The organism is Nocardioides sp. AN3 (assembly GCF_054653495.1).
Window position 1 is genome coordinate 123,217 of record NZ_BAAIGC010000004.1, and the last position, 14,893, is coordinate 138,109.

Annotated in this window: 11 protein-coding genes and 1 pseudogene; 3 read left to right on the plus strand and 9 right to left on the minus strand. The window is 70.4% G+C overall.

Going from position 1 to position 14,893, the window contains the following annotated elements; translation table 11 throughout:
* Positions 1 to 4: 4 nt before the first annotated feature.
* Positions 5 to 2,452: a nucleotide-binding protein gene (locus ACYQ1K_RS06625; RefSeq protein WP_459982037.1), complete on the plus strand. Its 2,448-nt coding sequence runs from the start codon at positions 5 to 7 to the stop codon at positions 2,450 to 2,452.
* The gene (locus tag ACYQ1K_RS06630) at positions 2,449 to 3,156 is read left to right on the plus strand and encodes a hypothetical protein (RefSeq protein ID WP_459982038.1); all 708 of its coding nucleotides are present in this window, start codon (positions 2,449 to 2,451) and stop codon (positions 3,154 to 3,156) included. The genes ACYQ1K_RS06625 and ACYQ1K_RS06630 overlap by 4 nt, the downstream gene beginning before the upstream one ends.
* A gap of 41 nt (positions 3,157 to 3,197) precedes the next feature.
* Here ACYQ1K_RS06630 and ACYQ1K_RS06635 read toward each other — a convergent pair whose 3' ends face one another.
* From ACYQ1K_RS06635 to ACYQ1K_RS06675, 9 genes and pseudogenes are all read right to left on the minus strand, one after another.
* Positions 3,198 to 5,744 carry an ABC transporter permease gene (locus ACYQ1K_RS06635; protein WP_459982039.1) on the minus strand — a complete coding sequence of 849 codons (2,547 nt, stop codon included), beginning with the start codon at positions 5,742 to 5,744 and terminating at the stop codon, positions 3,198 to 3,200.
* Position 5,745: 1 nt separating this feature from the next.
* A complete protein-coding gene (locus ACYQ1K_RS06640; RefSeq protein WP_459982040.1) occupies positions 5,746 to 6,516 on the minus strand; it encodes an ABC transporter ATP-binding protein in 771 nt (256 codons plus the stop codon).
* A gap of 103 nt (positions 6,517 to 6,619) precedes the next feature.
* Positions 6,620 to 6,811, minus strand: coding sequence for a hypothetical protein (locus ACYQ1K_RS06645; RefSeq protein WP_459982041.1), 192 nt, complete (start codon positions 6,809 to 6,811; stop codon positions 6,620 to 6,622).
* Positions 6,812 to 6,858: 47 nt separating this feature from the next.
* Positions 6,859 to 7,275 (minus strand): DUF7144 family membrane protein, encoded by a 417-nt coding sequence (locus ACYQ1K_RS06650; protein ID WP_459982042.1) that lies wholly within the window; start codon positions 7,273 to 7,275, stop codon positions 6,859 to 6,861.
* A 118-nt stretch (positions 7,276 to 7,393) separates the two neighbouring features.
* Positions 7,394 to 7,888 (minus strand): beta-class carbonic anhydrase, encoded by a 495-nt coding sequence (locus tag ACYQ1K_RS06655; RefSeq protein WP_459982043.1) that lies wholly within the window; start codon positions 7,886 to 7,888, stop codon positions 7,394 to 7,396.
* 11 nt (positions 7,889 to 7,899) lie between these two features.
* Positions 7,900 to 9,708 (minus strand): MFS transporter, encoded by a 1,809-nt coding sequence (locus tag ACYQ1K_RS06660; RefSeq protein ID WP_459982044.1) that lies wholly within the window; start codon positions 9,706 to 9,708, stop codon positions 7,900 to 7,902.
* Positions 9,705 to 10,400 carry an LppX_LprAFG lipoprotein gene (locus ACYQ1K_RS06665; protein ID WP_459982045.1) on the minus strand — a complete coding sequence of 232 codons (696 nt, stop codon included), beginning with the start codon at positions 10,398 to 10,400 and terminating at the stop codon, positions 9,705 to 9,707. The genes ACYQ1K_RS06660 and ACYQ1K_RS06665 overlap by 4 nt, the downstream gene beginning before the upstream one ends.
* A 5-nt stretch (positions 10,401 to 10,405) precedes the next feature.
* Positions 10,406 to 13,762: a DNA gyrase subunit A gene (locus ACYQ1K_RS06670; protein ID WP_459982187.1), complete on the minus strand. Its 3,357-nt coding sequence runs from the start codon at positions 13,760 to 13,762 to the stop codon at positions 10,406 to 10,408.
* Positions 13,763 to 14,155 (minus strand): annotated as a pseudogene (locus ACYQ1K_RS06675) (DNA gyrase subunit A); the annotation flags it as partial.
* A 127-nt stretch (positions 14,156 to 14,282) separates the two neighbouring features.
* On the opposite strand from ACYQ1K_RS06675, the gene ACYQ1K_RS06680 reads away from it, so the two are divergent.
* Positions 14,283 to 14,858 (plus strand): dihydrofolate reductase family protein, encoded by a 576-nt coding sequence (locus ACYQ1K_RS06680; protein ID WP_459982046.1) that lies wholly within the window; start codon positions 14,283 to 14,285, stop codon positions 14,856 to 14,858.
* Positions 14,859 to 14,893 lie beyond the last annotated feature (35 nt).

A 14,893-nucleotide genomic window follows, 5' to 3' on the forward strand; every position in this document is an offset into this window, starting at 1 on the left:
CAGCGTGGCGGCGGACGTGCGGCTCTGGCGCGCCCGCCGTCACACCCAGCATCCAGAGCACACCAGAGCACACCAGAGCAACCAGAGCGAGGCCACGATGAACCAGGCCACCCATCACGATCTCGCCGGCATCGAGACGATCCGGCAGATGCCACAGGCGCCGCCGCGTTGGCGCCGGACGCCGCACACCGAGGTGCTCGGTCCCCTCCAGAGCTCCGGGCTGCGCGCGCCCTCCTATCTGGTCCGCCGGTGGGACGACCAGATGGTCCAGCTGAGCGAGCTGCTCTACCTCGCGCTGATCTACATCGAGCCGTTCCGCTCCTCGACCGAGGTCGCCGAGCTCGTCAGCGCCGCCGACGGGCGGGTGCTGACGGCTGCCGGACTGAACTACCTCGCAGAGACGCGGCTCCAGCCGCTGGGGCTCGTCGAGCCGGTCGACGCTGAGCCGGCGGACGTGCGGGCACCGCGGGCGAACCCGCTCCTGGCGCTGAGCGTCAAGGGCACGCTCCTGCCGCCGACCTGGACCCGCCGCGTGGCAGGGTGGCTGCGACCGGCGTACTGGCCTCCGGTCGTGGCGATCGGGCTGCTCGCCCTGGTCGTGCTCGACGTGGTGATCGCCCGCCGGGCCGACTTCTCCGCCGCCGTCCTCGACCTCTTCCTGCACCCGACCTTCGCCATCGTGGTCTATGCCGTCGTTGTCGCGTCCGGCCTGGTCCACGAGCTCGGGCATGCGACCGCCTGTCGGTACGGCGGCGCGCGCCCGGGCGCGATCGGCGTCGGGCTCTATCTTGTCTTTCCGGCCTTCTACACCGACGTGACCGACTCCTATCGGCTCGATCGCGCCGGTCGCGTGCGCACGGACCTCGGCGGGCTCTACTTCCACGCCTGGTGCGTCGTCGCGATGGGTCTGACCTACCTCGGGACCGGCTCGAGCCTCCTGCTCCTCGCAGGGCTGCTCGTGCAGGTCCAGATGGTCCAGCAGCTCATCCCGATCGTCCGGTTCGACGGCTATTACGTGCTCGCGGACCTCGCCGGCGTGCCGGACCTGTTCTCGCGCGTCGGGCCGGTGCTGCGCAGCCTGCGGCCGGGAGAGCCGCCGGACCCACGGGTGCTCGAGCTCAAGCCGGCCGCACGTCGCGTGATCACGGCGTGGGTCGTGGTCGTGGTCCCGCTCCTGGCGCTCCTCTTCGGCTGGCTCATCGCGACCTTGCCCGACCTGATCTCCTCGGCGCGCATCGGGATCGCCGCGCAACAGGACGCGTTCGCGGTCGCCTGGTCGGAGCGCGACGTCGCCACGATGGCGCTCGCGACGATCTCGGTCTTCTTCATCCTCCTCCCGCTCCTGGGGGTGGCGATCGTGGCCTGGCGGATGGCCACCTCGCTCGGGCGTCTGGCGAGGGCCGCTGTACGCCGCGTCAACGCGCGCAAGTCGGCAGTGGAGGCGGCGATCATGCCCGACGACGACCAGATCCCTCCGGACGTGGCGGCGGCGGTGGCCGCTGTGCCGACACGCCGCGCACCGTCCGCGGCAGACTTCACCGACGACGAGATGCTCGCCCCTCGCGCGCCGGCGCCGGGGGCCGGGTGGCGCAAGGCCGTCTACGAAGCGAGCGGACACACGGTGAACCCGGGTCTCGGCCCGGCCGAGCGCCGGCGAGCCGAGCTCGAGAGCCGTCTCCGGACGCCCATCGCCGGGTCTCGCCGTGTCGTGGTGATGAGCCGCAAGGGCGGTGTCGGCAAGACCACGATGACGCTCGCACTCGGCAGCGTCTTCGCCATGCTCCGTGGCGACCGGGTCGTCGCCGTCGATGCGAACCCGGACGCCGGCAACCTGGCCCACCGGCTCGCGCCGCCACACGCCAGCAAGATCACCGACCTGCTGCGAGACGTCGACCGGGTCACCAGCTATGCGGTCCTGCGGGACTTCACCTCCCAGGCCCTCGAGTCGCGCCTCGAGGTCCTGGCCTCCGACGACGACCCCCGGATCGGTCAGGCCCTCGGCCGAGATGAGTACCACTCCCTCATCACGCTCCTGGACCGTTTCTACAACCTCATCCTCCTCGACACCGGCACCGGCATCCTCGACAGCGCGAACCAGGGCCTGTTGGAGGAGGCCGATCAGCTCGTGCTGGTCCTCGGACCAGGCCTCGACGGTGGGCGGGCGGCCGCCCTGACCCTCGACTGGCTCGACGAGCACGGCTTCGAATCCCTGGTCGAGCGCGCGGTCGTCGTCATCAACGGCGTGCGTCGCCCCCACGACCGCACGCCCGAGAAGATGCGCGCCCACTTCGAACGACGTTGTCAGCAGGTGCTCACGGTGCCGTGGGACCCCGCGCTGGCGACCGGTGCGCAGACCAGCATGGCCAGCCTCAGACGGCAGACCCGAGACGGCATCGTCCAGGTGGCGGCCGCGGTGGCCGACATCTTCCGGGAGCAGGAGCTGCGTCGATGAACGGCACCCTCAAGGCGTCGGTGGCCGTCGCCGGTGCGCTCCTCCTGCTGCTCGGCCCGGCCGGCGCGTCAGGACCGAGGCCGGATCAGTCCTCGCCTCGTCTGGACCTGACCGCGTCAGCCCAGCCCAGCGCCGCTTTGCCGCATGACGCCGATCACGCGACCCAGATCTCCTCGACGACCAGGCGGACGGTGCGCGCTCACGCCACGGCCCTGGCCTCGGCGACCTGCGACGGCTGCCGGGGGGAAGCGACGACGTTGCAGATCCTCTACGTCGGACATGCCACGAGGGTGACCGTGGACAACGCCGCCGTGGCGTGGAGCCAGTGCGTCACCTGCGGTGGCACCGCGGTCTCGGTCCAGGTGGTGGTGCTCCTCGGCGGTCGGCAGATCCGGGCGCAGAACCGAGCCCTCGCGACGAACGCCTCGTGCGAGAAGTGCGCCACCGCCGCGCTCGCGGTCCAGCTCGTCGTGGTCTCCCCGCATCGCACCCGCCTGAGCAAGCGCGCCATCCGACAGCTGCGCGACTGGGTCGCTCACCAGTCAACGGCGCTGCGGGCCGTGTCGGCCACGGTCCCGCTGTCCCGGCGACGGGCCGTGGCCAGGGACCAGGTCCGCGACGCCGGCACCGTGGCCTTCGTCGTGAACAGCGACCTGGACAGCCGGACGCGGACCGTGAAGGTGCAACAGGCTGACGGTCGGTGACGAACCGCGGCCGATGCGTCACCGCTGCCTCAGTCGCTGAGTCACTCGCTGGCGATCGCGCGCAGCACGTCGAGGCGGCCCGCGCGGATCGCCGGCACGATCGCGGCGAGCACCCCCACGACGACCGAGATCGCGAGGAACGCCACCAACTGGCCCAGGGGAAGGCCGAGGCTCGTGAGGTTCTCGGCCAGCACTTGGCGCAGGAGGATGCCGAAGCCGACGCCGATGACCAGGCCGAGCACCGCACCGAGCAGAGCGATCGCGACCGACTCCAGCGTGACCATCCCGCGCAGCTGCCGACGGGTGAGCCCGATCGCGCGAAGGAGCCCCAGCTCGCGTGTGCGCTCCAGCACGCTCAGTCCGAGCGTGTTGACGATGCCGATCACGGCGATGACGATGGCGAGGGCGAGCAGGCCGTAGATCATGTAGAGCAACTGGTTCACCTGGCCGCGGACGGAGTCGCCGAACTCCTGCTTGTCCTGCACGCTGACGATCGGCAGGGGCGCCACGACCTTGTCGAGCGCGCGGTGGACCGTCGTCGCGTCGGCCCCGGGCGCCAGCTTGATGCTGATCGAGGAGTCCTGCCGCTGGACGCCTGCCGCCTCGAGCTGGTCAAGGCCGATGTTGATCTGGCCGGTCACGACGTTCGGCTCGATGATGCCGACCACGCGCGGCTGCAGCGTCGCGCCGCCGGGGAAGGCGAGGGTGAGGGTGCTGCCGACCCGCCACTGGTGCTTCTTCGCGATGTCCTTGGTCACGAACGCCTCGTCGCCGTGCAGCGACGTGCGGCCGGAGTCCAGGCCGAGGTCGTAGATGCGGGTGAGATGCTCGTCGTTGGCCATGATCATGGTCGAGTCACCCTTCAGCCCGCCGAGCCGCGCGGCCGCCAACTGCTGGCGGGCCAGCGTGCCGACGCCGGGCACCTTCGCCAGCTCGTCTCCCACCTGGGTGGGGAAGGGTGTGTACGCGGCGCTCTGCACGAGGAAGTCGGCGCTGAACTGCTTGTTGACGAGGTCGTCGAGGGAGCTGTTGAGCGACGCGGCGAGCACGCCGATGAGCGACACCAGCGCAAGGCCGATCATGAGCGCGGACGCCGTCGCGCCGGTGCGGCGAGGGTCGCGCAGCGCGTTCTCGCCGGCCAGCTGCCCGGGTGTCCCGAACACCCGGTGGAAGACGCTGCGGCACAGGGCGAGCACCGGGCGACCGAGCGCCGCGCTGATCGCGGCCACGGTGAGGATCCAGATCACTGCGCCTGCGCCGACCCAGGCCGCGTCGTTGCCCGGAGGGTGGAACAGCCCGGCCGTCGCGATCGCGGCGCCGAGGAGGAGCACAGCGGCGCCGATGAGGGTACGGCGGCGCAGGGGGCGCTCGCGCGGGACGAGGTCGTCACGCATGGCGGCCACCGGCGGCACCTTCGCGGCCCGTCGCGCCGGGAGGTACGCCGCGACGAGCGTGACGAGCACCCCGATGACGTAGCTGAGCACGATCGTCCGAGGAGTCAACGTCAGCGCCCCACCGGCGATGTCGAGGCCGAAGGTGCGGAACAGCGCGGCGAGGGCCCGGGCGAGTCCCCAGCCCAGCGCGATGCCGAGGGTGGTCGCCACGACGCCCGTCACGAGGGCCTCGAGCAGCACCGAGCCCGTGACCTGGCGGCGGGAGGCGCCGAGTGCTCGAACGAGGGCGAGCTCCCGCGTGCGTTGGGCGACGAGGATCGAGAAGGTGTTGACGATGATGAAGCCGCCGACGATGACGGCGATGATCGCGAAGACGAGCAGGAACGTCGAGATGATGCCGAGGAACTGGCCGACCGCGTCCTTCGACTCGTGGACGACCTTGTCACCCGTGACGGCGGTGAACCCGCTGGGCACCACCTTGTCGACGGCTGCGGCGAGCTGGGCCTGGCTGACCCCGTCGGCGGCGGTCAGGTTGACGGAGGTGAAGGCGTCGCGGCCATCGAGGAACATCTGCTGGGCGCCCGCGGTGTCGAAGACGACGAGGACCGCGCCGGCCGTGCCCCCGCCGTTGAAGTCGGCGATGCCGACCAGGTGCAGGTGCTGCAGCGGCTCCCCGTGCGGCGCGATCACGGTGACCATGTCGCCCACGTGGTAGCCGCCGCGGTCCGCAGCGCTGTGGTCGAGGACGATCTCGTCCGCGCTCTGGGGCCAGCGCCCCGCTCGCAGCTCGAGGATCTGCTCGCCGAGCATGTTGGGGGAGCCGGCGTGGTTGAACGAGAGGGTCGGCGCCCCCTGTCCGCCGATCAGCTTGCCGTGCCGGTCCAGGACGAACAGGCCGACGCCCTCGATGGTGCCGTCCGCCCGCGCGACCTGGGTGAGGGCGGCGATCCGGTCGACATCGGCCGGCGTGACCGTCAGCGTCGACGGCGAGGACTGCCCGAAGGAGTCCGTGCCGACGGGCCGGACGACGCCGTCGGGCGTCGAGCCCTCGATGATGTTGTCGAAGGTGTGGCTCAGCCCGTGGCTGAAGATCAGGACGCCCGCCAGGAACGCGACGCCGAGCACGATGGCCAGGGCACTCATGAGCAGCCGGAGCTTGCGGGCGACGAGGTTGCGCAGGGTGAGCCTGAGCATGTCAGTCCACCAGGTTCATCGCGGCCGACTGCAGCGCGGCCATGTGCTCGAGCACCTGGTCGCGGTCGGGCTCGGTCAGCTCGTCGACGACCCGGCCGTCGGCGAGGAAGACGACCCTGTCGCAGTACGACGCCGCCACGGCGTCGTGGGTCACCATGACGACCGTCTGCCCGAACTCGTCGACGGTGCGCCGCAGGAAGCCCAGCACCTCCCCCGAGGAGGTGCTGTCCAGGTTGCCGGTCGGCTCGTCGGCGAACACGATCCGCGGCTGGCTGACCAGCGCGCGGGCACACGCGACGCGCTGCTGTTGGCCGCCGGAGAGCTGGCTCGGCCGGTGACCGAGCCGGTCGCGCAGCCCGACAGCGTCGATGACCTGGTCGAACCACGACGGGTCCGGCTTGCGTCCGGCGAGGGACAGGGGGAGCAGGATGTTCTCCCGCGCGGTCAGGGTGGGGATGAGGTTGAACGCCTGGAACACGAAGCCGATCCGCTCGCGGCGCAGGGTCGTGAGCTGGGTGTCCTTCAGGGTGCTCAGGACCACGCCGTCGACGATCGCCTCGCCGGAGGTCGGTGCGTCAAGGGCGGCCAGGCAGTGCATCAGCGTCGACTTGCCGGAGCCCGATGGTCCCATGACGGCCGTGAACTGGCCGGCGTACAGATCGAGGGTGACGCCGTCCAGGGCCCGCACCTCGGAGTCGCCCGAGCCGTAGGTCTTGTGCAGGTCGACGGTGCGGGCCGCGACGGCGGGGCCCGGAGCAGGCTGGTCGGTCACCCGACCACTCTGGACCGCCCGCCGTCCCGGTGGCTATGGGATAAAGCCCTGAGTCTCCCCTGAGAAGGTCAGGAGCGACCTGCGCTCGACGCTGCGCGCGGCCTCAGTGCCCGACGAGCTTGAGCAGGCCGAAGACGACTGCGTACACCACGGCACCGATGATTCCGGCGAGCAGGGCCGTGAGCAGGACGATCGCCGTCACGCCCCCGACCATGGCCCGCAACGTCGCGTGCTTCGGGAGCCCGTCGCCGCGCGGCGTCGGGTGGTGTCGTCGCCAGTGATAGATGTCCGCCACGGTCCCTCCCCGGGTGAGCCGTCGCCTCGAGCGTCGTCAGCTGATGGTCAGCCCCACCCCTTGATGCGGTAGCACAGCGCCCAGATCACCAGCCCGTAGAAGGCGATGACGAGCAGGGACCACACGGGGTAGTAGGGGACGAAGGCGAAGTTCGCGACCGCGCCGAGCACCGCGACGACGATGCCCGCCCATCGCGCCCACGGCCACTCCAGGAAGAGGCCGACGGAGATGAGCACGGCCACCGCGCCCAGGACGATGTGGATCCAGCCCCAAGCCGTCACGTCGATCGCGTAGGTGTAGTTCAGGCCTCGGACGTAGACCTTGTCCGAGGACACCGCCGAGATGCCCTCCAGCACCTCCAGGACGCCGACGATGCCCATCACCGACGCGCCGAACAGGATCGTCGCGGACGCCCACAGCGACCTGTCCGCGCTGTCACCACGCCGTTGAGCGGTGCTCGTCATCTCGACCTCCGTCTTCGTCGTGTGCGTCGCCGTCGTCACACGACGGCTGACGCCTCTGACGCTAGGAGGACGTGCCGGGGGAGCGGATCACCCGCAATGGGGGAAGATCCGCCTCGCCTCAGACCTTCTGCTCGATCCGGCCGCTGTCGACGTCGTAGATGAACCCGCCGACCTTGACGGTGTCCGGCACCAACGGGTGGGAGCGGACCTTGGCGACATCCTCGGCCAGCGCCCGGACCTGGTCGTCGATGACGTGGAACGGCTGCCAGGAGGCGTCGACGCCGGCGGACTCCGAGACGCGACGCCGAAGCTCGGCCTCGGAGTTGCTGGCGACGGCACAGCGGGTGTGCGGGATGACCAGCACGCGGTCGACGTTCAGCAGGTGCACGCCGAGCACGAGCGCCTCGAGCGCCTGCGGCGTCACCCGGCCGCCCGGGTTGCGGAAGATCTTCGCGTCGCCCGGCTTCAGGCCGAGCATGCGCAGCGGGTCGATGCGGCTGTCCATGCACGTGACGATCGCGACCCCGGCATGAGCCACTCCGTCGAAGCCCTGGAGCCCGAAGTCGGCGGCGTAGTCGGCGTTGGCGGACAGGAGGTCGTCGAAGTCACCCATGACTCCGCAATCTAGCCGAGGGTCTGCAGCGCCGACGCGGCGCCCACCCCCTGCGTCGGGGCGGCGCGCAGCAGCAGGAGCGCCAGGGCCGCGGCGACGAGTGCGGCGACGCCGGCGCCGGCGAACACCGTGTGCTCCTGCGCGATGCCCGCGGCCTTGATCAGATCGGTGAACGCGTCGCAGCGGCTGGCGCCCCCGCACACGTCCTTGACGGCAGGGAGGTCGGCCTGGTGTGCGTAGTAGCGGCGCAGCCCGAGCGTCGTCAGCCCGGCGAGGCCGACCAGCATGCCGACCATCCGCGAGACGACCACCAGGGCACCGGCGAGCCCGTGGACCTCGGCCGCGGTGGTGGCGAGCACCGCCGCGTTCACCGGGGGCAGCGCCAGCCCGAAGCCGAGGCCACCGATGACCAGCGGGGCCGTGGCGGTCCACGAGGCCAGGCTGTGCGGCGTCCAGGTCGACATCCACCAGAAGCCGGCGGCCGCGAGCGCCATGCCCAGTCCGGCGATGGCGCCGGCCGGCAGCCGACGCAGGAGGAGCCCGCCGACGACGGCGCCGACCGGCAGGGCGACCAGGAAGCGCACCAGCACGAGAGCCGCGAGCAGCTGGCTGTCGGGATAGACGGTGGACCGCGCGAAGAGGGGGACGTCGATGAGCGCCGCCACCAGGGCCGCGCCGACGAAGAAGGAGACGGCGACCGAGCCCCAAGCCGCCCGTGCCGAGAGCGCCCCGCGCGGGATGAGCGGGGCGCGTGCATGTCGCAGATGCACCACCAGCGCGGCGGCGGCCGCACCGGCGGCCAGCAGGTACCACCCGCCCTGAGCCGACATGACCTGCACCTTCGGGTCCGCTGTCGCGAACGCCAGCACGATGCCCCCGAGGGCGATGGCCAGCAGCACGGCGCCGGTCAGGTCGGCCTCTCGCGCGCTCGCGTACCACCCCCGCAGGTCGACCAGCGGCCGCCGCGCCGTCAGGCACCTGACCACCAGCAGCACACCGGCGCCGATGGTCGTGAGCCCCAGGGGCGTCATCCAGTCCGAGGTGCCGACGACGGGGATCCAGAGCTGACCCCAGGTGAGGTCGCGGACGAGGCTCGCCGGCCGGACCCACAAGACGACACCCGTCGCGAGCATCAGGGCGAGCAGGGCGATGCCGACCCAGTCGAACGGCGAACGGGCGCAGATGTTTGCGGCCCCCCGACCATCTGCGCCCGGTCGACGGCCTGGCCGCGACCATCTGCGCCCGTTCGCCGTGCGGTGGATCGCCGTGGCGAGTGCGAGTCCGACCACCAGGTTGACGGCGAAGATCGCCCGCCAGTCGGTGATCGCGAGGACGACCGCGCCGAAGAGCGGTCCGAGGACCGAGCCGAGCTCCTGGACGGCCGAGACGACGCCCAGGGGGACGCCTCGTCGCTGAACCGGGTAGAGATCGGCCACCAGCGCCAGGGTGGCCGGCACGAGCGCCCCGCCGCCCACCCCTTGGAGGAACCGGCCCGTCACCATCATCGGCAGGTCGTAGGCGAGTGCCGTGACGAGCGAGCCGACGGCGAAGACGACGAGCCCGGCGACGAGCACCGGCGGCCGGCCGCGCAGGTCGGCGATCCGGCCGATGAGCGGCAGCATCGCGACGTACCCGAGCAGGAAGGCCGAGACGATCGGAGCGCCCTTCTGCAGCTGCTCCACCGACAGGCCGACGCCGTGCATGATGTCGGGCAGGGCGACAACGACCACGTAGGTGTCTGCGGCTGCGAAGGCGACCGCGACCGCAGCGAGCGGCAGCAGGCCGCGCCCGGCGGGCGTCTCGGCCCGGACCCGCGTCACGGCGCCGTGATGTCCTTCTGGGTGCCGTAGTGGTCGACCGTCACGGTGTAGGTCTCATCTGTCCCGGTGTCGTAGAAGTCGCCCGTGAGCACGGCCTGGCGCAGCTCGTGGTCGTCGGTGAGGGTGTATGTCGCGTCGACGTCCCCCGTCACCTGGGGCAGGATCACCTTCGCCGCCGACGCGGGCAGGGTGCCCTCGTAGGAGGTGAGGACCTCCTTGTTGCCCACGCCGCCACGCACCGTGTCGCCCTTCTTCACGTTCGTGGTCGCGGTCAGCATGGACGAGAGGCCACCGTTCGGCGACATCAGCGCGGCCGGATCGGGCGCCCCGTAGTCCGCGGGGTTGATCTCCTGCCAGCCGGTCGTCAAGGGCAGCTGGGCATAGACCTTCCCGTTGACCGCGACCACCGGGACCTCCGGCTTGAGGCCCGCGAGCTGCACGACGATCTTGCCGTCGAACGCCGGTTGGTGGGTCAGCACGCCGTCGGCCGAGAGCAGAGCGTTGCTGGACGCGCCGACGCCCTTCGACTCGAGCGTGAAGTCGACGCCGCTGGTGTCGTCGAGCGTCTTCTTCGCGGCCGCGAGGGCCTGTTCCGGGGTCTCGGCGGCGGCCTTGTGCGCACCGTCCTTGCCCGTGCATCCGGCGAGCAGGAGCAGAGCAGCCGCTGCCGCGACCAGGACCGTACGGCGCATGGTGCTCACCCTTCCACAGGGTCGGCGCCCACGAGCAGTCCTGCAGGCCCCGAGCACGCGTCGATGGGCTGCGGGGCCGGCACACCGGAGCCGTCGCGGCGTCCGTTGGCCTCCGGCAGGTCGATCGGAGCCCCGCTCGCGGCCGCTGCCCGGGCCGGTGCCGCCCCGGCCCACGCGAAGACGAGCGTGTCCTCACCCTTGAGGTAGCGGTGGCAGCGGACACCGCCGGTGGCCCGGCCCTTGGCGGGATACTCCGCGAAGGGCGTCACCTTGACCGAGCCCGACTCGGTGCCGGGCAGCGCCGTCGAGGCGCCCGAGGCGGTCACCACCACGGCGTCGACGCCGGCGGGGATGGCTCCGAAGAACGACACCCGAGAGCCGTGGGCCACGCGGATGCCCGCCATGCCACCCGCGTTGCGTCCCTGCGGTCGGACCGTGTCGGCGCCGAAGTGCAGCAGCTGAGCGTCGGAGCTGATGAAGCAGAGCGTCTCGGCGGCGGTGACCAGCTGGACGGCTCCGACGACCTCGTCGCCGTCGGCGAGGTTGATGACGTCCCACTCGTCGCGGTTGAGCACCTCGGGGTTGACCCGCTTGACCACGCCGAGCCTGGTGCCGAGCGCGAGGCCGGGACCATCGGTCGCCAGGGTCGTCAACGCGAGGGCCCGCTCCCCGGGCTCGAGGGTCAGCAGTGCCGAGAGGGGCACCCCGCCTTGCAGGTTCGGGTCGACGTGGGTGGGCGGCAGCGCGGGCAGGTCCAGCACGCCGAGCCGCAGCAGGCGCCCCCGTGACGTGACGACGCCGATCTCTCCGCGGGCGCTGGTGCGGACCACCGAGGTCACCACGTCGTGGTTGGCGCGCCCGTCGCCGGTGCCGATCGGCTCCGCGTCGGAGGTGCGCGCGAGCAGGCCGGTCGAGGAGAGCAGCGCGAAGCACGGTTCGTCCGCCACCTCGACCGACATCTTCTGAGCCTCGATCGCCGCCGTGCCCGCGCTCGCGAGCAGGACGGTGCGGCGCGGAGTGCCATAGGTCTTGGCGACGTCTGCGAGCTCGTCGGAGACGACCTTCTGCAGCAGCCTCTCGTCGGCGAGGATCGCGTCGAGCTCCTCGATCGTGCGCTCGAGCTCGTCCTTCTCCTTCTCCAGCTCGATGCGCGAGAACCTCGTCAGCCGCCGCAGGGCCATGTCGAGGATGTACTCCGCCTGCAGCTCGGAGAGGTCGAAGACACTGATGAGGCGCTGCTTGGCCTCGCCGGCGTTGTCACTGGAGCGGATCAGCTGGATGACCTCGTCGATGTCGAGGATCGCGATGAGCAGACCCTCGACGAGGTGCAGGCGGGCGGCAGCCTTGTCGCGACGGAACTGGCTGCGCCGCCGGACGACCTCGTAGCGGTGGTGCAGGAAGACCTCGAGCAGCTGCTTGAGGCCGAGGGTGCGCGGCTGGCCGTCGACCAGAGCGACGTTGTTGATGCCGAAGGAGTCCTCCATCGGCGTCTGCTTGTAGAGCTGCTCGAGCAGCACCTCAGGGACGAACCCGTTCTTCACCTCGATGACCAGGCGGGTGCCGTTGTTCTTGTCGGTCAGGTCGATGACGTCGGCGATGCCCTGGAGCTTCTTGGCCTGCACGAGGGTCTTGATCTTCTCGACGACCTTCTCGATGCCGACGGCGTAGGGGAGCTCGGTCACGACGATGCCCTTGCGCCGGCCGACCGGCTCGACGCGCGCGGTGGCACGGATCTTGAAGCTGCCACGCCCGCTCGTGTAGGCGTCCTTGATCCCGTCGAGGCCGACGATCGTGCCGCCGGTGGGCAGGTCGGGACCGGGGACGAACCGCATGAGGTCGTCGACGGTCATGTCCGGGTTCCTGATCATCTCGCGCAGCGCCGCCACGACCTCGACGAGGTTGTGCGGCGCCATGTTGGTCGCCATGCCCACCGCGATGCCGGTGGTCCCGTTGACGACGAGGTTCGGGATCGCGGCCGGCAGCACGGAGGGCTCGGTCTCGCGGGAGTCGTAGTTGGGGCGGAAGTCGACGGTGTCCTCGTCGATGTTCGCCGTCATCGCCACCGCGGCGGGTGCCATGCGGCATTCGGTGTTGTGGTTGACGAATCCACCCGCGAGAAAGGAGTGATCCTCGCTGTCGACTCTGATCGAGTAGACGGTCTCCGCCGGCTGGTCCTCGATCGAGGCGACCTCCACGAAGCGGTAGCCGGAGTCCATGATGGACGCCACGATCGCGAAGGTCTCCGGGTCCTTGAACTTGGTCGCAATCAGGCTTCGGTCGGCTTGCCAGCGTTCGAAGCGGTCGAAGTTGTGCTTCTCGAACCACGTCGCGCCCGTGCCGCGGCCGGAGCCGAACGTCGACTTCACATAGTCGGTCACGAACGGTGCGTAGTCGCGGGACAGACGGTGCCGGTATCGAGGTGCGCCCTGCAGAAGAGCCGCCAGCTTGCGTCGCTTCTCGGTGAGGAAGCCCACCCGTTCGGCGAACGCGTGCATGTTGTGGACACCCGAGATCACGATGCGGTACTCGCCTCGCGAGTAGATGCTGAGGTTGCTGTGGATGCCGAACTCGAGCAGCAGCTCCTGCACGCCGGCAGCAAGCTTCTCGCTGTAGGTCGAGTATTGGATCGTGATCGAGTTGCCAGCGACCTGGTGCACTCCGCCATCGCCCTCGAAGAGAGCCATGAGGAAAGCCCGTTTCGCACCCGGCCCGCTGCCCCAGATGACCTCAGGGATCGTCTTGTCGGCAGCCTTCTGCCCGGTGAAGTGCGCAAGGGGGCTCCGGCTGAAGGACTCCAGATTCTGGACATCGAGCTCGTAGATCTGCTTGCCCGACCGGCGTAGCTCCCTGTTGTAGACGTAGCGAGGTCCGCCCACCAGGGCGTCGTACGCCTCGAGAACGTAGTGGAAGTACTCGAGGTCGGTGTTGTTGAAGCCCGCCCGCTCCGGACTCGCGAACCCCTCGGAGGCCCACCCTCCTAGGAGCGTGCCGAGCTGCATCTCGTGCGCCATCGGCACGGCGGTCGTCCACGCGTTGCGCGCCAGGCAGACCACAGTGCCGGGCTCGATCTCGTCGAGTCGGCGCCACTGCAGCATCGGTACGCCGGCCACGGCGACCAGGCAGAGCAGCGGGTGGTTGTGGCTGCCGCGGATGGAGTGCCCGCTCGTGACGGTCAGCTTCTTGATCGGGTGCTTCCCGGAGTTGAAGACCTTGGTCACGCTGACGGGCTTGCCGTCCTTGTCCAGGACCTCGTAGTGAGCATCGAGCTCGGAGTTCTCTGGAATGTCGGCGAGGTGGTCGATCCGCACCGAACGGCCGTCCGCCATCCGCACGCGGGTGTCGCCCACCAGGCAGTACCGCATCGCAGCCGGACCATCGTCCAAGGACCCGAAGTTGCCGTGCCCGTCGATGAAGGGAAGGCGCAACGACCACGGTTGTGCCATGCGGACGAGGGCGTCGTAGATGGCGCTGTCGCCGTGGGGGTGCAGCCGACCCATGACCTCGCCGACGACGCGGGCGCTCTTGACGTGGCCGCGGTCGGGGAGGAGCCGCATGTCGTTCATCGTGTAGAGGATGCGGCGCTGCACGGGCTTCAGGCCGTCGCGCGCGTCGGGGAGCGCGCGGGAGTAGATGACGGAGTACGCGTACTCCAGGAAGGACGCCTCCATCTCCTGCTTGATGTCGGTGTCGAGGATGTGCTCCTCGAAGTCGTCAGCCGGGAGCTCGGGGGTGTTGCGGCGTGCCATGGAGGGCATTCTCCCTGGCGGCACCGACAGCGCACCTCCCGCCACGCCGCGACACCTTGCTCAACCTGACGGTTGACAAAGGGCGAAACCGGTGACATCGTCGTATTGAACCGAGCGGTTGAGCAAGGAGGCAGTGATGTCGAAGGTCGTCATGCACGCGGTGGTCTCGGTCGACGGCTTCATCGCCGACGACAACGACGACGTCGGTCCGCTCTTCGACTGGTACTTCAACGGCGACCAGGCGCTCGAGCACATGGGCATGAGCCTCTCGAGGGCGTCGTACGACTACACGAGGCCGCTGTGGGACTCCATCGGCGCGACGGTCATGGGTCGGCGCCTCTTCGACCAGACCAACGGATGGGAGGCGAGGCCGCCGGCGGGCGAGCACCTCGTCGTCGTCTCGCACCGACCGAAGCCCGACGGATGGCATCCGGAGGCGGACGTGCCGTTCTTCGCCGGCGTCGCCGACGCGGTGGCCGAGGCGAGGCGACGCGCGGGTGACCGGGTCGTGGCCGTCACGGCCGGCAACCTGGGTGGTCAGGCGCTCGCCGCCGGCCTGGTCGACGAGGTCGCCATGGACGTCGTCCCCGTCGTCTTCGGCAGTGGCCGGAGGTACTTCGGCGACGTCGACGGCCAGGTCCTGCTCGAGGACCCCGACGTGGTCGTCCGCGGCAACCGGGTCCTGCACCTGCGCTACCGGGTCGCACGCTGAGCCTCGCCTGTCGGAGCGGCCCGATAGATTTCTGC